This is a genomic window from Polynucleobacter sp. Nonnen-W13, from assembly GCF_018881735.1.
Classification (GTDB): domain Bacteria; phylum Pseudomonadota; class Gammaproteobacteria; order Burkholderiales; family Burkholderiaceae; genus Polynucleobacter.
The window spans coordinates 625,176-650,079 of sequence record NZ_JACVPU010000001.1; the positions used below are offsets into that span (position 1 = coordinate 625,176).

The 24,904-nt window shown below is 45.6% G+C and carries 26 protein-coding genes; 12 read left to right on the top strand and 14 right to left on the bottom strand.

Annotation, left to right across the window (positions count from 1 at the left end):
- Positions 1 to 62: 62 nt before the first annotated feature.
- A complete protein-coding gene (locus ICN27_RS03280) occupies positions 63 to 332 on the top strand; it encodes a hypothetical protein (protein ID WP_215309629.1) in 270 nt (89 codons plus the stop codon).
- 11 nt (positions 333 to 343) lie between these two features.
- Here the strand turns inward: ICN27_RS03280 and ICN27_RS03285 are convergent, their stop codons facing one another.
- A complete protein-coding gene (locus tag ICN27_RS03285) occupies positions 344 to 1,204 on the bottom strand; it encodes a hypothetical protein (protein WP_216268964.1) in 861 nt (286 codons plus the stop codon).
- A 241-nt stretch (positions 1,205 to 1,445) separates the two neighbouring features.
- Between ICN27_RS03285 and ICN27_RS03290 the strand changes: the two genes are divergently transcribed.
- A complete protein-coding gene (locus ICN27_RS03290; protein ID WP_216268965.1) occupies positions 1,446 to 3,260 on the top strand; it encodes an AsmA family protein in 1,815 nt (604 codons plus the stop codon).
- Positions 3,261 to 3,263: 3 nt separating this feature from the next.
- Here the strand turns inward: ICN27_RS03290 and ICN27_RS03295 are convergent, their stop codons facing one another.
- The 3 genes from ICN27_RS03295 to ICN27_RS03305 are packed head-to-tail and all read right to left on the bottom strand — an operon-like array spanning position 3,264 to position 4,114.
- Complete coding sequence (locus ICN27_RS03295; RefSeq protein WP_215309634.1) at positions 3,264 to 3,611, bottom strand: phage holin family protein; 348 nt, start codon at positions 3,609 to 3,611, stop codon at positions 3,264 to 3,266.
- A gap of 56 nt (positions 3,612 to 3,667) precedes the next feature.
- Positions 3,668 to 3,871 carry a SlyX family protein gene (locus ICN27_RS03300; protein ID WP_215309636.1) on the bottom strand — a complete coding sequence of 68 codons (204 nt, stop codon included), beginning with the start codon at positions 3,869 to 3,871 and terminating at the stop codon, positions 3,668 to 3,670.
- Positions 3,872 to 3,892: 21 nt separating this feature from the next.
- Complete coding sequence (locus ICN27_RS03305) at positions 3,893 to 4,114, bottom strand: hypothetical protein (protein ID WP_216268966.1); 222 nt, start codon at positions 4,112 to 4,114, stop codon at positions 3,893 to 3,895.
- A gap of 33 nt (positions 4,115 to 4,147) precedes the next feature.
- On the opposite strand from ICN27_RS03305, the gene ICN27_RS03310 reads away from it, so the two are divergent.
- Positions 4,148 to 5,164 carry an LLM class flavin-dependent oxidoreductase gene (locus ICN27_RS03310; protein WP_216268967.1) on the top strand — a complete coding sequence of 339 codons (1,017 nt, stop codon included), beginning with the start codon at positions 4,148 to 4,150 and terminating at the stop codon, positions 5,162 to 5,164.
- Here ICN27_RS03310 and ICN27_RS03315 read toward each other — a convergent pair.
- Positions 5,154 to 5,570, bottom strand: a complete 417-nt coding sequence (locus ICN27_RS03315; protein ID WP_216268968.1) for a putative toxin-antitoxin system toxin component, PIN family — start codon at positions 5,568 to 5,570, stop codon at positions 5,154 to 5,156. The genes ICN27_RS03310 and ICN27_RS03315 overlap by 11 nt on opposite strands.
- Entirely contained in the window at positions 5,567 to 6,115 is a 549-nt protein-coding gene (locus tag ICN27_RS03320) for a YaeQ family protein (RefSeq protein WP_216268969.1), read from the bottom strand. Before ICN27_RS03320 ends, ICN27_RS03315 begins: the two co-directional genes overlap by 4 nt.
- 89 nt (positions 6,116 to 6,204) lie before the next feature.
- Here ICN27_RS03320 and ICN27_RS03325 point away from each other — a divergent pair, with 89 nt between their 5' ends.
- Positions 6,205 to 7,815, top strand: coding sequence for an NAD(P)/FAD-dependent oxidoreductase (locus tag ICN27_RS03325; RefSeq protein WP_216268970.1), 1,611 nt, complete (start codon positions 6,205 to 6,207; stop codon positions 7,813 to 7,815).
- Between the two features lie 64 nt (positions 7,816 to 7,879).
- On the opposite strand, the gene ICN27_RS03330 is transcribed toward ICN27_RS03325, so the two are convergent.
- Positions 7,880 to 8,476 (bottom strand): ATP-binding protein, encoded by a 597-nt coding sequence (locus ICN27_RS03330; protein WP_216268971.1) that lies wholly within the window; start codon positions 8,474 to 8,476, stop codon positions 7,880 to 7,882.
- Between the two features lie 101 nt (positions 8,477 to 8,577).
- On the opposite strand from ICN27_RS03330, the gene ICN27_RS03335 reads away from it, so the two are divergent.
- On the top strand, positions 8,578 to 10,497 hold the full coding sequence (locus tag ICN27_RS03335) for an ATP-binding cassette domain-containing protein (RefSeq protein WP_216268972.1): 1,920 nt from the start codon (positions 8,578 to 8,580) through the stop codon (positions 10,495 to 10,497).
- 35 nt (positions 10,498 to 10,532) lie between these two features.
- On the opposite strand, the gene ICN27_RS03340 is transcribed toward ICN27_RS03335, so the two are convergent.
- The 5 genes from ICN27_RS03340 to ICN27_RS03360 form a co-directional block, all read right to left on the bottom strand.
- Positions 10,533 to 11,204 carry an alpha/beta hydrolase gene (locus ICN27_RS03340; protein WP_216268973.1) on the bottom strand — a complete coding sequence of 224 codons (672 nt, stop codon included), beginning with the start codon at positions 11,202 to 11,204 and terminating at the stop codon, positions 10,533 to 10,535.
- Positions 11,205 to 11,257: 53 nt separating this feature from the next.
- On the bottom strand, positions 11,258 to 11,575 hold the full coding sequence (locus ICN27_RS03345; RefSeq protein ID WP_216268974.1) for a chaperone modulator CbpM: 318 nt from the start codon (positions 11,573 to 11,575) through the stop codon (positions 11,258 to 11,260).
- 5 nt (positions 11,576 to 11,580) lie between these two features.
- A complete protein-coding gene (locus tag ICN27_RS03350) occupies positions 11,581 to 12,561 on the bottom strand; it encodes a DnaJ C-terminal domain-containing protein (RefSeq protein WP_216268975.1) in 981 nt (326 codons plus the stop codon).
- Positions 12,562 to 12,693: 132 nt separating this feature from the next.
- Positions 12,694 to 14,241: a UxaA family hydrolase gene (locus ICN27_RS03355; protein WP_216268976.1), complete on the bottom strand. Its 1,548-nt coding sequence runs from the start codon at positions 14,239 to 14,241 to the stop codon at positions 12,694 to 12,696.
- Between the two features lie 28 nt (positions 14,242 to 14,269).
- Positions 14,270 to 15,232: a tripartite tricarboxylate transporter substrate binding protein gene (locus ICN27_RS03360; protein ID WP_215309660.1), complete on the bottom strand. Its 963-nt coding sequence runs from the start codon at positions 15,230 to 15,232 to the stop codon at positions 14,270 to 14,272.
- A gap of 66 nt (positions 15,233 to 15,298) precedes the next feature.
- On the opposite strand from ICN27_RS03360, the gene ICN27_RS03365 reads away from it, so the two are divergent.
- A complete protein-coding gene (locus ICN27_RS03365) occupies positions 15,299 to 16,444 on the top strand; it encodes a mandelate racemase/muconate lactonizing enzyme family protein (protein WP_216268977.1) in 1,146 nt (381 codons plus the stop codon).
- Here ICN27_RS03365 and ICN27_RS03370 read toward each other — a convergent pair.
- Positions 16,431 to 17,366 (bottom strand): 3-hydroxyacyl-CoA dehydrogenase family protein, encoded by a 936-nt coding sequence (locus tag ICN27_RS03370; RefSeq protein ID WP_216268978.1) that lies wholly within the window; start codon positions 17,364 to 17,366, stop codon positions 16,431 to 16,433. The two genes, ICN27_RS03365 and ICN27_RS03370, sit on opposite strands and share 14 nt — an antisense overlap.
- Positions 17,367 to 17,510: 144 nt before the next feature.
- On the opposite strand from ICN27_RS03370, the gene ICN27_RS03375 reads away from it, so the two are divergent.
- From ICN27_RS03375 to ICN27_RS03390, 4 genes are read left to right on the top strand one after another with little or no spacing between them, the layout of a single operon-like run.
- Complete coding sequence (locus tag ICN27_RS03375) at positions 17,511 to 18,443, top strand: SMP-30/gluconolactonase/LRE family protein (RefSeq protein WP_255534963.1); 933 nt, start codon at positions 17,511 to 17,513, stop codon at positions 18,441 to 18,443.
- A gap of 1 nt (position 18,444) precedes the next feature.
- Entirely contained in the window at positions 18,445 to 19,179 is a 735-nt protein-coding gene (locus ICN27_RS03380; protein ID WP_216268979.1) for a GntR family transcriptional regulator, read from the top strand.
- Between the two features lie 15 nt (positions 19,180 to 19,194).
- Entirely contained in the window at positions 19,195 to 20,244 is a 1,050-nt protein-coding gene (locus ICN27_RS03385) for an Ldh family oxidoreductase (RefSeq protein WP_216268980.1), read from the top strand.
- A 20-nt stretch (positions 20,245 to 20,264) separates the two neighbouring features.
- A complete protein-coding gene (locus ICN27_RS03390; RefSeq protein WP_215309668.1) occupies positions 20,265 to 21,236 on the top strand; it encodes a tripartite tricarboxylate transporter substrate binding protein in 972 nt (323 codons plus the stop codon).
- Positions 21,237 to 21,285: 49 nt separating this feature from the next.
- On the opposite strand, the gene ICN27_RS03395 is transcribed toward ICN27_RS03390, so the two are convergent.
- Positions 21,286 to 21,990 carry a pirin family protein gene (locus tag ICN27_RS03395; protein ID WP_216268981.1) on the bottom strand — a complete coding sequence of 235 codons (705 nt, stop codon included), beginning with the start codon at positions 21,988 to 21,990 and terminating at the stop codon, positions 21,286 to 21,288.
- A 72-nt stretch (positions 21,991 to 22,062) separates the two neighbouring features.
- On the opposite strand from ICN27_RS03395, the gene ICN27_RS03400 reads away from it, so the two are divergent.
- A complete protein-coding gene (locus ICN27_RS03400) occupies positions 22,063 to 23,469 on the top strand; it encodes a TAXI family TRAP transporter solute-binding subunit (protein WP_216268982.1) in 1,407 nt (468 codons plus the stop codon).
- A gap of 34 nt (positions 23,470 to 23,503) precedes the next feature.
- Entirely contained in the window at positions 23,504 to 24,859 is a 1,356-nt protein-coding gene (locus ICN27_RS03405; protein ID WP_216268983.1) for a DUF3422 domain-containing protein, read from the top strand.
- Positions 24,860 to 24,904 lie beyond the last annotated feature (45 nt).

The window sequence follows — 24,904 nt, forward strand, 5'->3', positions numbered from 1 at the left end:
AATTTACTAGGGTCCAAAGATGGCTAGAATGAATCTATTCTTTAAAAGATCTGGATTTCAATATGAACATTATCTCGCTTACTTTGGCGCTAGTTGTCTCAATGACCATGTTTGCTTGTGCAACACCCCCAAGTGAGTTTGGAGTCTACCGACAATCTGATGGAACGGTTGGGGTGCATGCCCCTAAATCCGCTAAAGATACTGAGGCTCAAGCAGCCGCAGTAGAAGAGTGTAAAAAACTAGGAAAGCGAGGCGCTACTATTGTCGAAACTCGTAAAACAGTGAACGACCGCTTTCCCATGACCTACATTTTTGTGTGTAATACCTACTAAGTAATCACTGCTTAGCTCAGCAACCATTTCTTAATCGATTTATTAACGCACATTGCATCTAAAGCTAAGCCAAAGAACTCTGAACCATTGGTAACCATACTTTCAATGGCCTCAACCTTGCCAGATTTCACGCCACGCAAATAAGTGGCTGCACGATAGCGTAGGAAGTGCTCATTTGCACCTTCTTCGTTATCAGTAGAGCAAATCTCAAGGCTGCCATAACGGGTTTCTGGGTTGATATTCAAAATAGAGAGGCCTAATGCGCCAATCAATTTTTCTGGAACGGGAATAGGCACGTAAGAGTAGAGAGAGACTAACTGCTCTTGTTCGTCGACTTCAATAATATGGTCAACATCGAACACATCCTTTTCTGTCAACTCCGTCTCACCAGAATCGCCTCCGCCAAAGGTAGACTCAAACTGCAACATTGCAGTATTGCTATCTTTAGAGATTTCGATCATGTCAGGATAGCCAAGTAAGCCTTTCCACCAATACATTAAGGAGAAGGTGCAAGGTTTTACTTCAACTAAACCCTTATTGGTCGATTTGGCAAAGTAGAGGCCGTAAAACTCATCATCTTCTTCGAGCCCATACTGATCAACTTTGAGTTTCTTGGGTGCAACTGCTTTAGGGGATTTCTTCGCAGCTTTCTTTGGAGCTGGCTTTTTGGCTGCTGGCTTCTTCGCCACTACTTTCTTAATCGCCTTTTTAGCTGCTGGCTTTTTGCTTACTATTTTTTTCACTACCTTTTTAACAGCCTTTTTGGCTACCACCTTCTTGGTGCTAACTTTTTTAACGGCTTTCTTTGCAGGGGCTTTTTTTACCACCTTGGTAGCTACTTTCTTTTTTGCTGGAGACTTCTTTGTAGCCATGGTCTATTGCCCTTCCTATTGGTAGTTAATATATTTATTGCATCTTTGATCTTACTTCAGATCTTTCCACTTTTGCTGATACTGATATGGGGGATTTACCTTGCAATATCAAGCTTGTATGCCTAATTGATTTGAGTCTCAACAAAAAGCTAACGCCACTTACAGGCCTTATGCTAGCAAAGCTAATACTAGAAAATCAGTCCTACTCTAAGGCTGGTAGGTGCCTTAGAATGACTTAATAATGAGCAAATTAGTCAAAATCACTATTAGTACCCTTGGCGGTGTAATCATCCTTATTGTTATAGGGGTATGGTACGCAGCCTCAACGGTAGATCCAGTGCAATTGACCAAATTACTCTCTGCCTCTGTAAAAACTGCTACTGGTAGAGATCTAAAAATTGCTGGACCAGTGAGCTTAAGTTTTTTTCCTGGGATTTCTGTTTCCGCAGAGGGTTTAAGTCTGAGCAATGCATCTTGGGCATCTGATTCTGACATGCTGACGCTTAAGCGCATTGATCTAAATATTAAAACGCTACCGCTACTGAGTAAGCGTATTGAGATTGGTAATGTGAAGCTTGCTGGTCTGGAGCTATTTCTTCAAAAAAATGGGAATGGTAAGGCCAATTGGGACTTCAGTGCAGATGCCTCTGGGGAGATGTCTGGCGCTAAAAATAACACAGAAACCTCCTCTGTTGGCGATGATTTAATCTCTATGGATAGTGTTTCGATTACGGATACTCAAATTCAGTATCAAGATCCTTCAAACGCGATATCAAGCTACCAAATTCAGCGTCTATCCTTAGCAGATAGCGGTGATAAAACAGTCGTCTCTCTCAATATGAAGCTTCAAGAGCAAGCTCTTGAGCTTAGCGGAAAAACAGGCTCATTCTCTAGATTATTTAAACAGTGGAATGTTTCCTCAACACAATTTCCAGTCGACCTCAACCTCACCATGAATGGTAAGTCTATGATGATTCAGGGTGAGGTAAGCAAGAATCGGAACTCTTTACCTGCAATCAATTTGACAATGAATTCAAAGGCATTTGACTGGCCTGTCTTGGGAGCATCGCCAAAGCAGTCTTCACGAGCTTTCAGTAGTAATCAGCCAGCAGCAACTGCGCATCAAGCACAACATCCACAGCCCAAATACTTATTTAGCGACGAGAGCATTCCCTTTGATGCGCTATCTCAAGCCAAAGGACAAATCGTAATTAATATTGGCGAATTGGGTTTGCCAAAACGTAAGCCTATTGACAATCTTCAGGCTTCCGTGAAATTGAATGGCCATGTGATTGATATTCCAAATCTGAGGTTTCAGATGGATAAGGGCAGTGCTGATTTACAGCTCAAACTTTCAGGGTTAGATGTGGCAAACCCTGTACTTACTGCCAAAGGGGTGACAAAGGATTTCACGCTGGAAAACTTACTAGCTAGGCTTGACCCGAGCTCCAAGGTGAGTGGGGGCAGTATGAAGATGGCATTTGATGTGAAAACATCTGGAAGTAGTTTGCATCAAATGGCATCAAATTCAAATGGCAAGATTCAGTTGAGTATCAATCAGGCTCGCATGGGGACGAATTTCTTAAACGATGCAGGTGATTTCGTAGTGACGCTGTTGGATTCAATGAACCCACTACGTAAAAAAACTAGTGAGACAGTTTTAGAGTGTGCGGTTGCCTACTTACCAATTAACAATGGCCAGGTCACTATAGCTAAGTCGGTTGGAGTTGAAACGGATAGGTTGAACGTGGCTTTAGTTGGCTCTATCAATCTGAAGACGGAGGCTATTAATCTCACAATTGATCCACAAGAGAAATCAGGCCTCACAACGGGCTTGGATTTAACTGGAATGGTAAGGATGGGTGGGACGCTGGCAAATCCTAAGGCAGGCATTAATCAAGCTGGCGTGGTGAATAGCGCCGTCTCCATTGGACTTGGTTTTTTGACGGGCGGTGCCAGCATTTTGGCTGAGAATGCCAGATCAATGACTTCAAAGAGCCACCCATGCCGTGATGCGCTCCACCCCTGGTCTGATATTTACCCTGGGGCAGAGTAATTTTTAAAACAGTATTCCGCTGATAAAGAGGCTGAATAATGAAATAAAGATGCTGGCAAAAAATGCGGTCCAAAAACTAGAAATCGTAAAGCCACTCACCACTGCAGACACCATCATCAGCACTAAGGCATTAACAACCAGCAGAAACAATCCCATGGTGAGGACGGTCAGTGGCAACGTGAAGAGAATTAATAAAGGCTTGACTACTGCGTTTGCAAATCCAAGCAGTAGAGCAGCAATCAAGAGTGAACCACCATCTGCAAAGCGTAAGCCGCTAAAAAGATAGCTGGCAACCCAGAGGGATAGAGAGGTTAAGCCCCACTGGACTAAAAATGGTACCAAGTTACCCATGACGAGTGTCCTTCTTTATAAGAGCTTCGTTATCTATAACAAATGTTATCAGGGCTTTAATAATGCGGAGGGATTTCCTCTTTTGGGCTGCTGTTACCTGCGCCATCTCCGCTGCTAGTCTGCTCCTTGATGGATTTGAGCTCGCGATACAGAAATTCAATTTGTTGCTGCTGCTTGTAGATTGTTTGATTGAGTTGATCAATCAAATCTTCAGTAAAGCTAAGCTTGATTTCAAGATTGGTGATGCGATCATCGGTCATGTCAGTTCTCTCATCTTTTTCTTAGGCGTCGACCAATTCAAATCGACCATCTTCCATCTCCACTTTTGGTCTGATCCAAAAATCGTGTGACTGAAGGGATTCATAGACGTAGGCTGGCTCTAGATTAGCTTCGACATTGGCAAGTAAGACTACCTTATAGAAGCCACCTGTCTTAATATGTTTTAGCTTGCTGCCCGGCTTAAAGAGGCCGTCATCAGCATCTGCCATCTTTGTTTTACTCATGTCAAAAAAGTACTTTCTTAGTATGATCTACGGATGGCAAATTGCGTACCGTACTCTATTCTAGATATATCTCCGATCCCAGAGGGATTTACTGCTGCAGATGCCTTGCGGAATTCTTTAGATGTTGCCCAGCATGCGGAGGCTTTGGGCTATACCCGTTATTGGGTAGCCGAGCACCACAATATGACGGGTAATGCTAGCTCTGCGACCGCAGTTTTGGTTGGCTATATTGCTAGCGGTACAAAAACAATTCTCGTTGGGTCTGGTGGTGTGATGTTGCCAAATCACGCCCCCTTGGTGATCGCAGAGCAATTCGGTACTTTGGCATCAATCTATCCCGGCAGAATTGAGCTCGGCCTAGGGCGTGCGCCAGGGTCAGATCAAATGACGGCTAGAGCCTTACGGAGAGATTTGCTTGGGAGCGATGACCGTTTCCCGCAGGATGTGCGTGAGCTGCAACATTACTTCGGCCCCCTTCAGGAGGGGCAAGTTGTGAGGGCTATTCCGGGTATGGATACCGAGGTGCCGATTTGGATATTAGGTTCTAGTTTGTACGGCGCGCAACTAGCAGCCCACTTTGGCTTGCCTTATGCATTTGCGTCGCATTTTGCGCCCGAGCAATTATTGGATGCTATGTCCACCTATCGCGAACTATTTAAGCCATCAGATAAGTTAGCCAAACCCTATTGCGCATTTCTGATGAATGTAGTCGCCGCTGATACCGATGAGGAGGCGATCCATCTATTTACTACTTTGCAGCAAAACGTCATTCGCATGCGCCGCAATACCCGCGGGCAGTTACCACCCCCAATAGAAAATATCGATGACTTCTGTGAGCCGTATGAAAAAATGACTGCTGCTCAGGCTTTGCGCTGTTCTGCAGTAGGATCTTTGCAGACCGTAAGAAAAGAGATGCAGTATTGGCTCGATCAGACTGGTGCCAATGAAATCATCATCACAGGTCAAATTTTTGACCATCAAGCTCGCCTCAAGTCGTTTGAGATTGCTGCTGAAGCTGCCAAAGACTTGCGATTTAGTTCTATAGCCTAAAGGCGTTGTAATCGCTGGTAATCAGAATGTTTTCTGAGGCCGCTTTGTGAGCGATTTGAAGTACTGCATTATCCTTGCTAATGAGTATCGTTGGTCTGAGTTGATAGGCCAGATCCAAGAAAATCTGATCATCCGGATCCTGGCATTGCCAAGGTGCGGAAGCCAAATTTGAATCATCCCGCTGCTCCGCGATAGATTGCCATTGAGTCAAAAGGGCTGTTTGAGTTTGTTTATCAAGCTTAAAGAGAGGGCGCGAAATGACATCGGCAAACTCTTCAATTGTTTTCTGGCTAGCTAGGAATTGTGTTGTTTTATCAAAAAGCGCTTCCTTTAATTGAAGGGCTCTTTCGTCATTAAAGACAAAAATATCTAGCAAGATATTGGTGTCTAAAACTACAGGCTTCATTGCTGTTGATTGCGCCAGATTTCTGGGGTAATAGTGACTTGTCCCATATCCGAAGAAACATATGCTTCCCCATCCTGAATATTTACATGTAGCACCATACTGCGCTCAACTAGCTTATTCAGTTCTTTGGCCTGCTCTGCTGGAATGGAGATCACCTGAAGATTGCGGGCACGAGTCAATTTATTGGCAATACCGTCCCACCAGATTTTGCTAGTGTGTCCGCCATAGCAGTAGACGATGACTTGATCAGATCGACCACAGGCTTTCAGAATACGTCTTTCATCAGGCTGGCCTATCTCAATCCAGAGCTGAATGGCATCCGTGAGGTCTTTTATCCAGAGGTCGGGCTCATCGGTATCACTTAAGCCCTTAGTAAAAACTAACTCTTCTTGTGCTTGCAGGGCAAACGCAATGATGCGTACCATCATCCGTTCTTCGGTTTCGGAAGGATGCTTGGCAATAGTGAGTGAGTGACTGCCGTAATAGTGGCGGTCAGAATCTGCGACATGAAGGTCGGCTTTGTGGATAGTTGCGCGAAGAGCCATGGCATATTATCGCCCTTAAAATAGTCTTCACTGCGTATCCCAGTATTATTTCGAAAATTGCCCCTATTTAGTGTGTATCGTAGAGTCCCATGATCCGTATTACCGAACTTCGCCTCCCTATAAGCCATGCCCCCGAGGCATTGGAAGAGGCGATCTTACAGCGCTTAAAGATCTCAGCTCAAGACTTGATTCGGTTTAATATTTTTAAGCGTAGCTACGATGCCAGAAAAAACGTGGCTCTGGCCTTTATCTATACCGTGGATCTATCGGTTAAAGATGAAGAAAAACTACTGAAACAGTTTTCGCATGACATTCATATTCGACCCTCACCGGATATGAGTTATCACTTTGTCGCCAAGGCCTCACAAGTCAAGAGTGAAAGCTTTGAGCGACCGGTTGTCATTGGATTTGGCCCTTGCGGAATTTTTGCCGCCTTAGTGTTGGCGCAGATGGGTTTTAAGCCAATCGTATTGGAGCGCGGCAAACCAGTTCGCGAGCGTACTCAAGATACTTGGGGTCTGTGGCGCAAGAATGTCCTCAATCCAGAATCCAATGTGCAATTTGGTGAGGGGGGAGCAGGAACGTTTTCTGATGGCAAGCTTTGGAGTCAAATTAAAGATCCGAAATTTTACGGTCGCAAAGTCATTGCTGAATTCATCAAGGCGGGCGCACCAGAAGAAATTCGTTATGTAGCTAAGCCACATATCGGAACCTTTCGATTAGTGGGCGTTGTCGAAAGAATGCGTCAAGAAATTATTGAGCTTGGTGGCGAGATTCGTTTCTCACAAAAGGTCATTGGCTTTGATATTCAGAATGATCAGATTACAGGCGTCAAAATTGAGGGGCACCCTGATTTGTCTGCTAATCATGTGGTGCTGGCTTTAGGGCATAGCGCTCGTGATACGTTTGAGATCTTGCATGCGGCAGGTGTTTATATGGAGGCTAAGCCGTTTTCTGTAGGCTTTCGAATTGAGCACCCACAATCCTTAATTGATAAAGCACGCTTAGGCCCACATGCTGGTAACGAGTTGATTGGTGCAGCTGATTACAAATTAGTTCACCATGCTAAGAATGGCCGAGCCGTCTATAGCTTCTGTATGTGCCCTGGCGGCACAGTAGTGGCAGCCACTTCTGAACCTAATCGGGTTGTCACAAATGGCATGAGCCAGTATTCGCGTAACGAGCGCAATGCTAATGCAGGCATCGTTGTCGGTATTACCCCGGATGACTATCCCGGCGGCCCCTTGGCAGGCATCGATTTTCAGAGGGCTTTAGAGTCCAAGGCATACGACCTAGGCGGATCTAACTATGAAGCTCCTGGCCAATTAGTGGGCGACTTTTTGGCTGGAAAGGCCTCTGCAGAATTTGGCTCTGTAATCCCGTCTTATAAACCCGGCGTACACCTAACAGATCTTGCCGATGCTTTACCTCCTTATGCCATTGAAGCAATTCGAGAGGCGATTCCGGCTTTTGAGAAACAGATTAAAGGCTTCTCGATGAAGGATGCAGTGCTGACTGGTATCGAAACGCGAACATCCTCGCCTTTGCGCATTACTCGAGGCAGCAATTTTCAGAGTTTAAATATCAAAGGTCTTTACCCTGCGGGCGAGGGTGCTGGCTATGCTGGTGGAATCTTATCGGCAGGAGTTGATGGCATTAAGGTGGCGGAAGCAGTTGCGCTTGACTATCTATCTAAGTGATTTAATAGGCTCAATTTGAGCTTATACATTTCAATACTTGATGCGACATAGCAAACCTTAATTCCTACTTAATCAAGTGATCAATTAATTTCTCAAACTGAGTTTCATCAAAATGTAAGTTGTCGAAACGCTGTATTGCAGCATGCTCCGGTGGCTCTACTCTTCGCTTGGTATATTCACTCCAGTGTTGTAGCTTGTATTCATCTCTCGGATCTGCGCGCCGCTCCATGCGGCTTTTAGCTTCGCTCTCATCTAAATCAATCCAGGCAATTCTGATGCTCGATACGCTGGGCACACCAAGCTCTTCCGGCTTAAACATTCGACCACTTTGGATTTCACTAGAAAAGGGGCCCACTAGAATGACATTCACTCCGAGTTGCAGGTTTTCTTTGGCAATGGCAATGAGTCCCGCATACTCCCAATTCCTCAAGTTTTGGAGATAGAAAGGACTATCTCGATCATTGGGGTTATTGGTAGTGAGCTCCATGACATGGGCACTGTAGGCTCCATACACCGTATCTTTATCTAAAAAGAAAAAGCTCTCTCCAGTCTTCTCAACAATGAGAGGCAGTGCTTTTTTAGCCAAAGTGGTTTTACCGGTACCCGCATGGCCGGCAAAGAGGATGAGTCGTGGTGCGCTAGGGCTGAGCTTGCAGGTCATTTACACCTTTATTTGGAGGTATTCCTGAAGTAAATTCTACTTCTCAATCCCATGTTTATTGGAAATATCACCACTTTGAGTGAAGTGACGATAATGTCGCCATGGCTTTAATCGTACTCACTGATGCAAAACTGGCTTTTGGCCACGTTGACCTCCTCGCAAACACTGCCTTCTCCTTGGAATCCGGGGAGCGGGTTGGCTTAATTGGCCGTAATGGCACTGGTAAATCCTCTCTCTTGAAGATCTTAGCCGGCATAGAAAAAATGGATGATGGTTTGCTGCAATATCAGCAAGGTCTCCGCATTGCCTATGTTCCACAAGAGCCGATATTTGAAGCTGAGGAGACCGTCTTCGATGCCGTATCTAAGGGTGTGGCTCAAGCCAAAGCTCTACGTGAAGAGTATGAAGCTCTTAGCATAGGGGAGTGGGACGATGCTGCTCACCATCGCCTAGATGAAGTGCAGTCCCAATTGGAGGCCTTAAGCGGCTGGAATTGGGAGCAACGTGTTCATGAAACCTTGGATCGTCTTCACCTTGAGGCTGATCTCAAGATTAATACTTTATCGGGCGGCACCAAGAAGCGGGTTGCTCTTGCTCGTGCGCTAGTAGAAATGCCCGATGTGCTGCTATTGGATGAGCCTACCAACCATTTGGATTTAGATTCCATTTCTTGGTTAGAAGATTTATTAAAAGAGTACAAGGGCTCTGTGATTTTGATTACCCATGATCGTGCGTTCTTGGATAACGTCTGCACGCAAATTGTGGAGCTCGATCGCGGTATCTTGCGTACCTATCCAGGTAATTTCTCGGCCTATGAGGTATTAAAAGATCAAGAAATGAACTCAGAGTCTTTGGCTAATGCACGTGCAGATAAGTTGCTCGCCCAAGAAGAGGTCTGGATTCGTAAAGGAGTTGAGGCTAGGCGTACTCGCAGCGTTGCTCGTATAGCCCGTCTAGAGGCTCTGCGGACAACTCGCTCACAAAGACGTGATGCTGTTGGGCAAGTTAAACTTGCAGTCTCAGCAGGAGACAGAAGTGGCAAGATTGTTGCTGATCTGCAAAATGTTTCTAAGTCATACGAGCGCCCGATTGTGAAGGATTTCACGGCAACGATTTTGCGTGGCGATAAAGTAGGGCTGCTTGGTCCTAACGGCGCTGGCAAGACTACGCTACTTAAATTGATTCTCGGAACAATTGCGCCAGACTCTGGCACAGCAACCATGGGTACTCGTATCGAGGTGGCCTATTTTGATCAAATGCGTGAAGGTCTCGATCTCAATGCTTCTCTTGAGGATTACATCAGCCCAGGTAGCGAGTGGATCGAAATCAATGGCAATAAGAAACACGTGAAGAGTTATCTGAGCGATTTCTTATTTGCGCCGGAGCGCACTAATTCGCCGGTAAGTACTTTGTCTGGTGGCGAGCGTAACCGCTTATTGTTGGCCCGTTTATTTGCGCGTCCTGCAAACGTCTTGGTTTTGGATGAGCCAACCAATGACTTAGATATTGATACCCTAGACTTGCTTGAGCAATTACTTCAAGACTATAAGGGCACGGTATTCTTAGTCAGCCATGATCGCTACTTCTTAGATAACGTAGTGACTAGCATCATTGCAAATGAAGGTGATGGATTTTGGCGCGAGTATGAAGGTGGTTACGAGGACTGGAAAATTCAGAAGGCGCGCTCAGATAAGATTCGTGCGGCCAATGGTGGCCTTAAGGCTGCTGAGAAATCGGAACCTAAGCCAGAGGCAAAACCAGAAGCAAAGCCCGCTGCTGCAAAAACTGGGGTGAGCAAGCTTAATGGTAAAGAGCGGCAAGAATTAGAGGCCTTGCCTTTGCAGATCGAAACTCTAGAGACAGAGCAGGCTGATATTGGGATCGCCATGAGTAATCCGGATCTTTACAAGAATGAACCTGAATTAGCGGCGAGCATGCAAGCGCGCTTATCAGAAATCACTGCCGATCTAGATATCAAACTACAGCGCTGGGAGCTGCTCTTAAGTCGCTCAGAATCTTAATGTAATTGAAGTAACAACGCTCAAAGCAGTATGGGTTATGACTTGCTCAGCACCATAGTTAAAAATCTCGAGATATCTACCAGTTCATCCGGATGAAGGGAGTGTTCCATTGGGTAGGTATTCCAGTCCACCTGATAGTCTAATTTTTCTAGAGTATCGACTGAAGCTTCTGCGCGCTCTAGAGTGATTACCGCATCCCAAATGCCATGCGCCATAAATATAGGGGTCTTGCCGTTGGCCTCACTTCTCTCTTGTGCCAGTGAATTTGCTAGAGGCAAATAGCCTGACAGCGCCATGATGCCCGCCAATCTATGTGGAAAACGTAGCCCTACCTGTAGAGACATAGCGCAGCCCTGCGAGAAACCGGCTAAAACAATTTTTTCATAGGCAATACCACGACTTGCTTCACGTTCAATTAATTCTGATATCGCTGTCGCCGATTTGTGAATGCCAGCAATATCTTCGCGGTCGTTGATAGTTCTTCCGGTAATGTCATACCAGGCTGGCATCACGTAGCCACCATTGACTGTGACGGCCATGGAAGGTGCGCTCGGAAAAATAAACCGAATAGCAGGGCACTCGGAAAGATTCAGTTGGGGAATGATGGGTACAAAGTCATTGCCATCAGCCCCTAGTCCGTGAAGCCAAATGACAGCAGCACTTGGATTGGGAGCAGTTTCAATTTCAATGCAGGGTAATGCGACCATTTATTTTTTTATCCTAAATTGCAAAGTACTTCGTTACTAAGTCCCCAAGAGACTTAAGCTATTTTTTCACGAACCAGTTGATTGCGAAGGCGACTGATTTCATCTAAAAGATCTAGCGCTAGCGCAACTCCAGGTGTATTGAGCTCTAGATCATGAGTTAGATGAGCGGCAGTCTTTGCGCGCTTGAGAGACTCCCCACTAAAGCGCCAGTCCTCTGGAGATGAGCCCATGGGACTGAGAACGCCTTCGGATACCCAGGACATGATGAGATCCTCTGGCGTACGTGTTGCTTGTGAAATTTCCACAATGCTCATGTGCACCTCTTCCTCAACTACGCTGCCTGTAATCCAGGTGATTTGTGTTTGTGTCATATTTATCATCCCTGCAAATGGTTTCTGGGCTTGAAATCAAAAGCTTTCTCCAGTGCTTGATAGGCTTCTTTTTGTGCATCTGTTTCGGCGCTGGGTAAAACAATATTTGGTACTACGTATAGATCGCCTGCCTCTTTGCTGGGGATGCCCTTCTCTTTGAGTCGCATCTTGCGGCCAGCCACTGTGCCCACCGGAATCTTGAGTTCTAAGGTTGAGCCTGCAGGGGTTGGAATATTGACAGTAGTACCAAGCGCCGCTTCCCACGGAGCGAGCGGTAAATCAAGATAAACGTCTTTGCCATCTACGCGATAAATGGGATTAGGATGGAAATCAATCTCAAGATACAGATCACCTGCACCACCAGAGCCCATACCCGGACCGCCCTGACCAGCTAAGCGTAGATTTTGTCCGGCCTTAATACCCTTCGGAATACTGACATCGAGCTTACGTTCTTGGGTGCTGACATGGCCGTTAGCATCTTGCGTAGGCATATGTAGGGCGATAGTTCGTTTTGCACCGTGATAAGCATCCGCAAGATCAATCAAGATCTTGGCATGATGATCTTGACCTTTCAAGTTCATGCCTTGGCGGGGGTTACCACCTCGCCCACCTTGAGTCTGACGCCCTCTACCAAAAAGGGATTCAAAGAATTCGCTTTGATCACCTTCGTAGCCACCGCCAAATCCACCGTGCCCGCCACCGAAGTTGCCGTCAGAATATTCAAATCCCTCGTTCCAGTTTGGTGGAGGCGTGAAGTCTTGACCATTCTTCCAGTTAGCGCCCATACGATCGTAGGCGGCGCGCTTTTCAGTATCTTTGAGAACGGAGTAGGCTTCGCCAACTTCCTTAAATTGAGCCTCTGCCCCAGCCTCTTTATTTACATCCGGGTGATATTTGCGCGCCAACTTTCGGTAAGCCGCTTTAATTTCTGCTTCAGTGGCGCCACGCGCTACACCGAGTGTTTCATAGTAGTCCCTGAATTTCATAAGCCTAATGAATTCCTGATTAATTCAATAGTATTAATTCTACAGTCCCCAGCACTCCTTTTTAGCTTCTTTTGAGCAAAGAAAAAGCGGGCCAGAAGCCCGCTTATCGCTAAGGTGAGGTGCAGTCTTTGATTAGCTCATGACGCCAACTTGCCAGGGCACGAATTCATAATCACCTAAGCCTAATAATTCGCTTTTTGAAGGCTCTCCAGAGGCTGTCCTGAGGAAGAGTTCAAAAATGCGTTGCCCCATCTCTTGAACGGAAACCGTGCCATCTAAAATCTCTCCGCAATTGATGTCCATGTCTTCAGTTAGCCTTTGATACATGGGTGTATTGGTAGCCAGCTTAATGCAAGGTGCTGGTTTAGAGCCAAACATGGAGCCGCGTCCCGTGGTGAAGGCAATTAGGTTTGCTCCACCGGCAATTTGACCAGTTGCTGAGACAGGATCAAAACCAGGCGTATCCATAAAGACAAAACCTTTGGCTGTGACTGGCTCCGCATATCGATAGACCTCCATCAGTGGTCCGGTACCGCCCTTCATAGAAGATCCGAGCGACTTTTCAAAGATGTTGGCAAGGCCGCCAATTTGATTACCGGGACTCACTTGCCCATTGATCTGTACATCGCGACCAACGGAATACTCATCTTTCCACCAACGAATCCGTTGAATCAGTTTTTCACCAATGGCTTTGCTTGCTGCACGACGGGTGAGGGTATGCTCAACTCCATAAATTTCCGGCGTTTCAGAAAGAATACCTGTGCCGCCATGGCGCGACAAGATATCAATTGCGGCGCCTAAGGCAGGGTTTGCGGTAATGGAAGAGAATCCATCCGATCCACCGCATTGCAGACCAATACATAAATGGCTCGCAGAGACAGTTTGACGCTTAACATTATTAGCTTCTGGCAGAAGCGCTTTGACGGCTTCTATTCCTGCTTCAATAGTTTTGCGTGTGCCCCCAGTCTCTTGCATGATGAAAGTATGCAAAGTAGAGTTTTCTTGCAATGCTTCTTGCTCCATCAAGCCTTTTAGTTGATTGCGCTCGCAACCTAAGCCAATAATGAGGGCTGCAGCTAGGTTAGGGTGTTGCGCGTAACCTGCCATCGTTCTGCGTAGCAATTGCATTGGCTCGCCACTCATCTCCATACCGCAACCAATGCCGTGACTAAAGGCAACTACACCATCGATATTGGGATAGTCTTTCAACCTCTCGGGCGTGAACCAGTCAGCAATTTTATTGACCACCGTTGCAGAGCAATTGACGGTGGATAGAATGCCAATGAAATTACGTGTACCTACTTTTCCATTAGCGCGCACATAACCTTCAAATGTTGCACGCTCAGATTCTGGAAGGAGGGTGGTGGGCTTGTATTCACTGGCATAAGCATAGTCACGATCAAATTCACGAAACTCGGTGTTATGACTATGGACCATCGTGCCAGCTTCAATATCGGTATTGGCGAAGCCCACGGTGACGTTGTATTTTAGGATAGGCTCACCCTGCAGAATTTTTTTTGCAGCAATTTTGTAGCCTGCAGGCACTTGGCTGCGACTCGTAAAATTCTCACTAGGAACCTGTTCGCCAATAGCGACATCGACTCGTGCAACAACAATGTTGTCATTTGGATGCAGGCGAATGATTGCGCCAGCTAATTTTTTTTCAGATGTTTCAATCATGAGTAACTTTCGATTCGTATATTTTGAATTATTCTGCAGTAACACCTGATTTTTTGACAATCGGCGCCCACTTGGCAACTTCAGATTTAATGTAGTCACCAAGCTGGCCCGGGGTGCTTGTGACAACATCAAATCCTCTTGAGTTCAACTGGGATTTAATTTCAGGGTTGTTGAGTACATTGGCTAATTGAGCATTTAATTTTTCCACAATTGCTTTTGGTGTGCTGGCGGGCGCAACAATGGCATAAACCAGTTCAACGTCAAATTTAGGGAGGGTCTCGGATATGGCTGGAATCTCTGGGGCATTTGGAGACCGTTTTAAGCTAGTGACGCCTAGGCCAGTCAGCTTTCCAGATTTGACATAAGGCAGGGCCGCTGGAGTGCCAACAATAGCTGTTTGAATCTGTCCGCCCAGCACATCCGTTAATGCGGGAGCCGCCCCTTTGTATGGTACGTGGAGGATATTGGTTCCTGCCTGAGTATTAAACAACTCGCCCGCTAGATGGAGTGGTGTGGCTGCACCCGAAGAGCCAAAGCTGACTTTGCCAGGATTGGCTTTATCAAACGCTATCAATTCTGCAACAGTTTTTACAGGTACACCAGGGTTGGCCACCAACATCAACGAAGAGGAAGCAACTAGTGAGACCGGGGCAAAATCTTTTACAACGTTGTAATTGAGTTTTTTATACAAGGTTTCATTAATAGCTTGGGTGCCCACTAGCATTAGGAAGAGTGTGTAACCATCGCCTTTGGAGTTGACTACATATTCCGCGGCTAAATTGGCGCCTGCACCTGGTTTGTTTTCAATGATGATTGGCTGACCCAAGTTTTCACCCAGTTTTGGAGAAAATCCACGGGCGAGAACATCTGATGGTCCACCAGCTGCAAATGGGATAACTAGCTTGATCGGTTGGTTTGGATATCCTTGTGCATTCGCTAGCGATGGCAGAGTGATTCCTAGGGCCAGTAGGGTAAAGATAATCTTTCTCATGTATTGTTCTCCTAGATATTATTTTTAAAATAAAAACTGTTTTATAAAAGCTGATGAAGCAAAAAAATGAAAATCACGTGCGCTGAAATCTATCCCTTATCCATTCCCCTGATCGAGCCTATCAAGATGTCTCGTGAAATGGTGGTTGATGCAAAAACGGTGCTGCTCTGCCTAACTGACGATAAGGGTCGACAGGGCTGGGGTGAGGCCTCGGTCGCACCTTTGATGACCGGGGAAAGCTTGGATAGTCTCGTCGGTAGCATTAAGTACTTAGTGGAATACGCATTGCCAATAGATTGGAGCGAGCCAACCGAATTTGCAAGTGTTTTTAATCGAATTTTGTATGCCAATACATCAGCAAAATCTTGTCTAGAGATGGCTTTGTTGGATTTATACACGCAAGACCGCTCTATCCCTTTATGGCGATATCTGCGCAGTGTCAGTGGTGTCTTGGCAGATGCCGTGCCTGAGCCCATACCTTTGCTGAGAATGTTGGGTGGCTCATTGGAGAAAGAGCTTAGTGATGCCAAGGCATTTCGTGAGCTTGGATTTAAACACTGGAAAATTAAAATTGGCTCACTCTCGCTTGATGAAGATCTGCATAGGGTGAAAGTGCTATGCGATGCCTTGGCGGGTGATGTCATTTCCGTTGATGCAAACTGCGCCCTCACTTTGACGGAGGCACTTCGGTTTTGCCAGTCAGAGTCAGCAAGCAAATTAACATTTGCAGAACAATTAATTTCTGCAGAGCTGGCCATGGCAGATTTTGTATTGCTCAATAAAAGCTCTCCCGTTCCAATTGGATTGGATGAGTCGGTCCATGGACTCGCTGAGCTAGAGCAATTAATTGAGGCTAAGGCATTTAGTGGAGCAAGCTTAAAGCTGATTAAAACAGGCGGAGTAATGCAGGCACTTGAATGTGCAAAGTTACTAGAGCGGTATAAGCTCTCACTCAATTTAGCGTGCAAGATTGCGGAGACTTCTCTGTCGGCAGCAGCGACTGCATCTCTAGGATTTGCAATGGGCAAAGTCAATTGGGGTTTTAGCATGTCAAATCAGTACTTGAAGTTTGATATCTGTGACACACCACTGATAGCCAAGCAGGGAAGTTTTGAGGTGAACCAACTAGCACCGAGCGGCATTGGTGTAGTTCCAAATCTTGATCGAGTAAAGGAAGCCATTGCAAAGGGATATACGGCTATTCAATATTGAGAACATCGAAAGCAGCCTTTAGTCTCCTGGAGTAGGAGTCTGAAACTTGCTGTATTTCTGCTGGAGTCCACTTTCTGAAACCTTCGCCAGATTTCATTCCTGTTTTTCCTTCGCTCATTAGCTGCACTACCTTTGGGGGGAGGGTGGTGATGTTGGAGAGTGAGGGATAAATTTCTTTTGCTGCATTTGCCATCCCATCCCATCCTGAGATTTCTTTTTGAGTCATTGGACCAACAGCAGCATATCGAAAGCCAAAGCTGTAACGTACGGCATCATCAATATCCTCGGGACTGGCAATACCCTCTTGAACAAGTGATAGGGCTTCACGCATGAGTGCATGTTGAATACGATTTGCCAAAAATCCTGGGATATCTTTTTTTACTAAAACCGGTTTTTTCTCTATGCTTTTGTATAGAGCGCAAGCTTGTTCTGCAAATACCAGCTCCGTTTTCTCTCCCATGACCACCTCTACTAGAGGGACGACTTCGGCAGGCATAAAGTAATGTGCCCCCATCATTCGATTGGCGGTTTTAAGTCCAGAAGCAATTTTGCTGATTGGGAATCCTGAGCTATTGCTACCAATAGGAATGTGCGCTGGAACGCGTTCATCAAGGTATTGGAATATCTCTTGCTTTAGAGCAAGGTTTTCTGCCACGGTTTCAATGACCCAGCTACACCCATTCCAGTTGGACCAACTCTCAAGGATTTCAGTTTTCTGTTCAGCCTTGATTGCCTCCTGGCTCTGGCTGGCGTAGGCTCCATTGATTCCAATTTTCTGAGCGAGGGCCAGCGCCTTCTCTAGGCATGTATCCGCTTTATCTTTACTTCTACCCAAAATGACGACGGGAATACTTTGCGCAAGAAACCCTGCAGCAATACCTGCAGCCATGATTCCGGTACCAATAACGGCAACATAGTTCATAAAAAACCTTACTTATACGGTTAAGTTTTAATCAATTGGACTCATCATAAGCCTATACTTACAGTACATTATCACCAATTATGTTTTAATTGTGAATCATTTAAATAAACCTATCCGTATAACTGCAAACAGGAGCAATCAACTATGACGATGCACAACCCATTTCAACCGGTAGAGAAAATCAAGGCAGAAGTCTTTATGTCCATGCCTGGGAAGTTTAGAAAGAAGTCCCGCACAGCTTGGTCTGATCCTAACCGCCAAAATGCTGAAGTGGAGTGCTTTTTAGAAGGCCCTTCTTTTGACCGTGAGGGTAACTTATGGTTTCTGGATATCCCTTTTGGCCGCGTCTTTAGAATTACTCCGAAGGGTGACTGGGATTTGGTAACTCAATTTGATGGCTGGCCTAATGGATTGAAGTTCCACAAAGATGGCCGCGCATTTATTTGCGATTACAAGCTAGGCTTATTGGCCCTCGATCCTAAAACTGGAAAAGTAGAAACAATCCTAGGGTCCATGTATAGCGAAAACTTCAAGGGATTGAATGATTTGCACTTTGCTTCCAATGGTGACCTGTACTTTACCGATCAGGGTCAAACTGGAATTGCAGATCCAACAGGCAGAGTATTTAGATTACGCGCCAATGGTCAATTAGATCGTTTGGCAATTAATGTACCGAGCCCTAACGGTATCACCTTAAACACGCAAGAAAAGCATGTATTCGTTGCAGCGACAAGATCTCAGCAAATTTGGCGTTTACCATTGATGGCTGATGGTTCTGTTTCTAAAACAGGCGTTGCAATTCAGTTAACGGGTGGCGTTGCTGGACCGGATGGTATCGAGATGGACTCTGAAAATGGTTTGCTCGTTTGCCACTTAGGAGTTGGTATCTGGAGGTTTGATAGCAATATGCTGCCAACACATTTAATTTATTCGGATAACCCACATCACCATCACTTAGCTAACATGTGCTTTGGTGGCGAAGATGGTAGGGATTTGTACATCACTGAATCTCTCTCAGGCGATATCTTGAAGGCACGCTTACCCGTAGCCGGCAAAAAAATGTTTGGCCTGTCCTAAGTTGAAAGAATCTCTACCGCTCTATAAGACCCTAGCGAATGCGCTGGCTCAGCGTATTTATGAGGGCGATTGGGCGGTAGGGTCTCACTTGCCATCTGAAGCGGCACTTTGTAAAAGCTTCACTGCAAGTCGCCATACCTTGAGGCATGCTCTTCAAACCTTAGAGAGAGATGGCATGGTATTGCGTCGTCAGGGAGCACCAACCCAGGTGATCTCAAGACGGAAGGTGAGAAGATTTACCCAAAGCTTTAATTCGCCTGTTGATATTTTGAGTTATCCAAGAAATACCTATCGACAAAACACCATTGAAGAATTTATTGAGCTCGACAAGCCTCTAAGCGAAATGATTGGCGGTGCAGTCGGATCCTCTTGGTATCACATCGGAGCTATTCGAAAGCAGCGAGATACCGAGGAAGTAATTGCTTGGACTGATATTTATATTCTTCCCCAATTCGCATTCTTGACATCGGAGCCTGAGCACAGCCAAGTGATGGTGTTTGAGCAGATCGAGAAAAAGTATGGCACTCGAATTGATCGAGCTGAGGTCGATGTGTATGCCATTAGCGTGCCTGCTGATATTGCTAAGAGGCTTGGGTTGAAGCTGCATGACCCGTGTTTGGTCATTGTTCGGCGTTACTTTGATAATCAGGATAAGCTTTTTGAAGTTACCATCACTTATCATCCTCACAATAAATACACTTATAAGATGGAATTTAAGAGTGATGCTGGGAATTAAATTACAAGTACAAATATGAAACATTTATCTGTAACTAAGGCCGAGGCATTTATTGCACAAGCATTGCATGCTAATCATGTGCCTTTGGTAGATGCCAAGCTTGTAGCCCAATTGATGATCCAGTCCGATCTCGTTGGTGCTGATGGCCACGGAATTTTCAGGTTACCTGCCTACATTAAGCGGATTCGTGCTGGCGGTATTAATTTGAGCCCTCATATTCAGATTGAACGTGAGCAGGGTGCAACTGCGTTGATCAATGGAGATAATGCCCTGGGTCATTTGGTGATGAATAGGGCTGTTGATGTCGCAATAGAAAAAGTGAAGCAACATAGTGTTTGTTGGGTGGGTAGTCACTATGGCAATCATTCTGGTGCAGCATCTGTCTATGTGAGAAAGCTAGCCGAACAGGGATATATCGGTATCTATATGGCGGTTGGTAATGCTAATCACATGGCGCCATGGGGCGGCATTGATTTATTGTTGTCTACCAATCCAATTGCGATTGCAGTTCCTGCGGGTGATAAGCCGATCGTGCTCTTGGATATTGCGACTACAGTCGCCGCCTATGGCAAGGTCAAGCTTGCTGCCCAAAAGGGTGAATCTATTCCCGATACTTGGATGATCGATCGATATGGTCAACCTATTACAGACCCGCAGAAATCGAGCGAGGGATCATTACTTCCGATTGGAGGCTACAAGGGATATGGTTTGGCTGTCATGATTGGTCTACTTGCGGGCGCGCTCAACAATGCAGCAGTTGGTAAAGGCACGATTGACTTTAATGCGCATCATGATTTAATTACCAATACTGGTCAAACGATCATTGCTGTTGATCCAAGTGCTTTTGGAGATCAGGAGCAGTTTGTTGCTCGAGTGATTGCTTTAGTCGATGATTTAAAAGCCTCCTCTAAATTGCCAGGCGTGAATCAAATTCGAGTACCCGGCGATGGTGCTGCAAAGGTGATGGCAGAGCGACTTGCGCATGGCATTCCGATCTCGAGCGAATTACAAGAGTCTTTGAATAACTGCGCCAAAGAGTGCGGGATTGCAGCATTAGATTTATAACTTACCGGAGGAGACAAAAAATGATGAAAAAATCAATTAAAAAGATAGTGTTGAGTTCTTTAGTATTACCGCTAGTTTTGGGAACGGCGTTTGCATCCTATCCAGATAAGCCAATCAAGATGTTGGTTGGATATGCACCAGGGAGCTCAACCGACATCGTTGGGAGAATGGTGGCGAATGAGCTCAGTATTGCCTTGAAGCAATCAGTCATTGTGGAAAATAGGGGTGGTGCTGCAGGTAGTTTGGCGGCTGATGCAGTTGCTAAAAGTGCTCCAGATGGTTACACCGTGTTATTTGCACAAAATGGCTTAGCGATTAACGTCGCTGCAAACCCAAGACTACCTTTTAACGGTCAAAAAGATTTACTCCCCGTTGTCGGAGTGGCTGCTACCCCACATATTTTGATTGTGAATACCAATTCCAAAGCTAAAAATGTAGCTGATTTAATTTCTATGCTCCGAGCTGATCCTGGAAAGATGAGCTTTGGCTCCTCTGGAATTGGTAACTCCGACCATATGGCTGGAGAGCTATTCTTGGCAACCACGGGTACTCAAGCAATCCATATTCCATATAAGGGTGGCTCACCAGCCGCAACTGATTTAGTGGGCGGTCAAATTGATTTTTACTTTGCTGGTATGCCAGTGGGGCTGCCTTTATATAAGGGTGAAAAAGTCAATGCACTTGCCGTTACTAGCAAGAATCGATTTAGCGGAGCTCCAGAGTTAGTTACCATTCAAGAGGCTGGCGTTAAGGGTTACGAAATGGCTTTGTGGCAAGGCATGTTTGTGCCCGCAGGAACACCTCCTGCGATTATCAATACCCTTAGCAAGACAATCTTGAAAATTTTGGAGACTCCGGAAATGAAGGAGCGTTTTGTGAAGGCGGGCGTACAAATTGCACCGATGACTACCCAGCAATTTACAGATTTATATGTTTCTGATATTGCGAGATGGAAAGTAGTAATAGAAAAAGCAAAAATTAAGCTAGACTAATTTAATCTAGCTCAGCTGCAAGGGTATTGACCTCAGTCGATACCCTTTTTTATTGGCTGCTGAGATCGAACACCAGGACCTCGGCATCTTTGCCGCCATCAATGAGTAGGCTACTTTCATTCTCTATTAGTAGCGCGTCTCCGTTTGACAGAGGTATTCCATTGACAAGTAGAGAGCCTCTGATCAGGTGCACGTAGGCCTTACGTTGTAAATCGAGATCTAATTTTTGGGCTTGGTGGCCATCAAAAAGTCCGGCATATACCCTGGCATCCGCATGGATCTTGACGGCATTTCCCAATCCGTCTGGTGAGGCAATTAAGCAGAGTTTGTTTTGTTTTTCTGAGATTGGAATCGATTTTTGCTCATAGCTTGGTGCAATCTCCGTGACATTCGGTTCTATCCAAATTTGCAGGAAGTGGGTGGTCTGATCTTTAGCATGATTGAACTCGCTATGGGTGACCCCAGTTCCGGCGCTCATGCGTTGAACGTCGCCCGGTGGAATGCCCTTGATATTCCCCATACTGTCTTCGTGAGCCAATTCACCAGATAAAACATAGCTAATGATTTCCATATTGCGGTGCCCGTGCTTGCCAAAACCCATGCCTGCAGCTACCCGATCCTCATTAATCACCCTTAAATTGCCCCAAGACATAAATCGGGGGTCGTGATAGCCCGCAAAAGAGAAGGAATGGAAGCTTTTAAGCCAGCCATGATCAGCGTAGCCGCGATCTTGAGCTTTTCGGAGGGTTAGCATGAATAGAGTATTTTCTAGAAAGGAATAAGCACATTATCATTAGCTTTGGACATATTTGCTGATTGGCCTTCCATGGGAAGTATCAAACAAGACATTAAAGAAACCTATCTCGGTCTATACGAGACAGCTCAGGAAAAGTTGGGTGACTTTGCTCAGTTCCTTAGAGAGGCTTGGCCTATCTTAGTCATTCTGTTGGTAGTCTTGCTCGGAGTTTGGTGGTATGCCGATCCGCCACCACCAAGACATGTGGTGATGGCAACTGGCCAGCCCGGGGGCTCCTACGACACTCTAGGAAAAAAGTATGCTGCTTTTTTTGAGAAAAAAGGCATCACTCTTGAATTGCTCCCAACAAAGGGCGCCGAGGAAAATGTGGCGCATCTAGTTGATCGTCATGATCCGGTTCAGGCTGCCTTCGTGCAAGCAGGCGCATTTAATCCTCATGAGGTTGCTGGAGTCGAATCTCTTGGCACGATTTCGTATGACCCAATTTGGTTGTTCTATCGTGGTCCAGAGATTAAGGTGAATGATTTCCAGGCCATTAAGGCCCGTGCGAGTTTCTTTCTGAATTCCAGAATGTCAGTTGGTTTGAAGGGTAGTGGAACCTATGCGCAAGCAATGCATATCCTCAAAGCCAATGGCTTTGAAGAGGGATCACATTTTCTGCATCTCTCTGGCTCTCAATCGGTTGAAGCTTTGCAAAAAGGCGCAATCGATGCAGCGTTTATTGTGGATGCCTACGAGGCCCCGAATGTCCAGAAATTACTAAGGGATCCCAACTTACATTTAATTGCCTTTGATCGAGCTGAAGCATATGCACGCTTGCTGCCCTATATGCAAATACTCAATGTCCCTGCGGGTGCATTTAGCTTGGTGCGGAATTTTCCTCCTAGAGATATTAAGTTGATGGCTTCAACCACCAATTTGTTGATTGATGACAGAATGCATCCCGCACTCCAATTTTTATTTTTAGAGGCTGCACGTGAGATTAACGGTAAGGCAAGCTTCTTTGCGGAGAGTGGCGAATTCCCTTCCTTTAAAAATACAGGACTTATTCAAAGCCCTGTAGCCTTGCATTACGAAAAAAATGGTTCACCATTATTAATGCTCTATTTCCCTTTTTGGTTGGCAGAACTGATCAATCGCTTGATTTTCGTATTACTGCCATTTTGTGCTGTGGCATATCCTGTCTTACTCACTTTACCGGGCTATCGTAATAAACGAATGAAGCGAAAGATTGATAAGTTGTATGGCACCCTAAAAAGCTACGAACAAGAGCTCACTGAAAATTTTCTGCCAGAGGTGATAGACGACTACCTCAATAAGTTAGATTTGCTAGAGCACCAGGCACTTCAGTTAAAAGTCTCTAAAAGTATGTCTGGTGATTATTACGCTTTAAGGACCAGCATCGACTATGTCCGTAACTGCTTGAATCGGGGTGTTCATCCATATCAAGCTCAAGAGAATCCAGTTGGCGTATAGTGCAAACACAACTATCTGAGCCCAGCTAAACCCTATGAAGCCTTACGATCATCCTGCTCGAAAACAATTGCACGAAGAAGTGCATGCGCGTCCACCTATTGCACTTTGGCCAAATGAGCGGGTGCTTTCACAATCTTTTTTGCTTGATGCAAGTTCTCGCCAGACTCAAATTGAGTGGATTCAAAAGCTCAGCCTTGCCTTAGGCATTCCCAATGATCATCAGCAGGACCACTCCTTTAAGATGTTGACTCTCGTGCCTGAGCCGCAGAGGGTGTTAATTAAATGGGAGTTGCATGGCGAGTTTGCAACCATTGCAGCCATTACGCGCAATCCCGTCAAAATCACTGGACCATTACTGGAATCCCGCCTTGCTTTGGAAAAGAGTTTAGATGTATTGCTTCAAAGCCTTGGCTGCCCAACTATTGTTGAGGCCGGTGGCGAAAGAATTTCTGCATTAGATCTCGCATTTGAGCATCGCCCTCTATTTACAGAAGCTCAAGAAGTATCTTCGATCTTTAGTGGGAATACCGTGTTGGGTAGTTACATCTTATCGAGTAAGAAGGCTCAGTTGTGGACGGATTTACGTTTGGATGAAGATGGTTTTATCTCTTACCTTATTCCACACGATATTTTGGGTTCACGTCAGGCTGGTCGTGTAGCGCGTGCAATTGCTGAGGCGGAAACTTATCGAATGGCAGCTATGATTGCCTTCCCGGTGGCGAAGAGTCTTTCTATGCCACTTAGAACTGCAGAGTCGGAATTAGCAGAGTTATCTAAAAATATTTCTCAATTACAAACTGAGCCAGGGGTCCATACCGAAAAAGATGGCCAGTTTTTAGGTGAGCTCTCTAATCTAGCCTCTCGAGCTGAGCAATGGATCTCTGGATATGGATTGCGCTTTACTGCATCTGAGGCTTATAGCCAATTGCTGAGTAAAAATCTCTACGAGCTAGCAGAGTCGCCTATTCCGGGTGTGCAGTCTCTCTCAGAATTTATGGACCGACGTTTTCAGCCAGCGATGGGAACTTGCATTTGGACTCAGCGTAGATTAAAAGAGTTATCTGACCGAATCTCAAGGACAACTCAAACTTTGAGAACGCGTATTGAATTCGTAAATGAAGAGCAGACGCAAAAATTACTAGCTAGCATGGATCAGCGAGCACGCTTGCAATTGCGATTACAGGAAACAGTTGAGAGTCTATCCGTTCTAGTGTTGACGTACTATGCAGTAAGTTTGTTGGCTTATATGGCTAAAGGCGGAAAAGAAGCCGGCCTTGCCATTCATCCAGAAATTATTGCCGCTATCGCCGCCCCACTAGTGGCGATTACTTTCTTATTCATCAGCAAGCGAAGACGCAAACGAATCATTGAGATGGGTAAATCGCTGTAGATATTAAAAAAGAGGCCGAGGCCTCTTTTTTAATGAGCATAAATA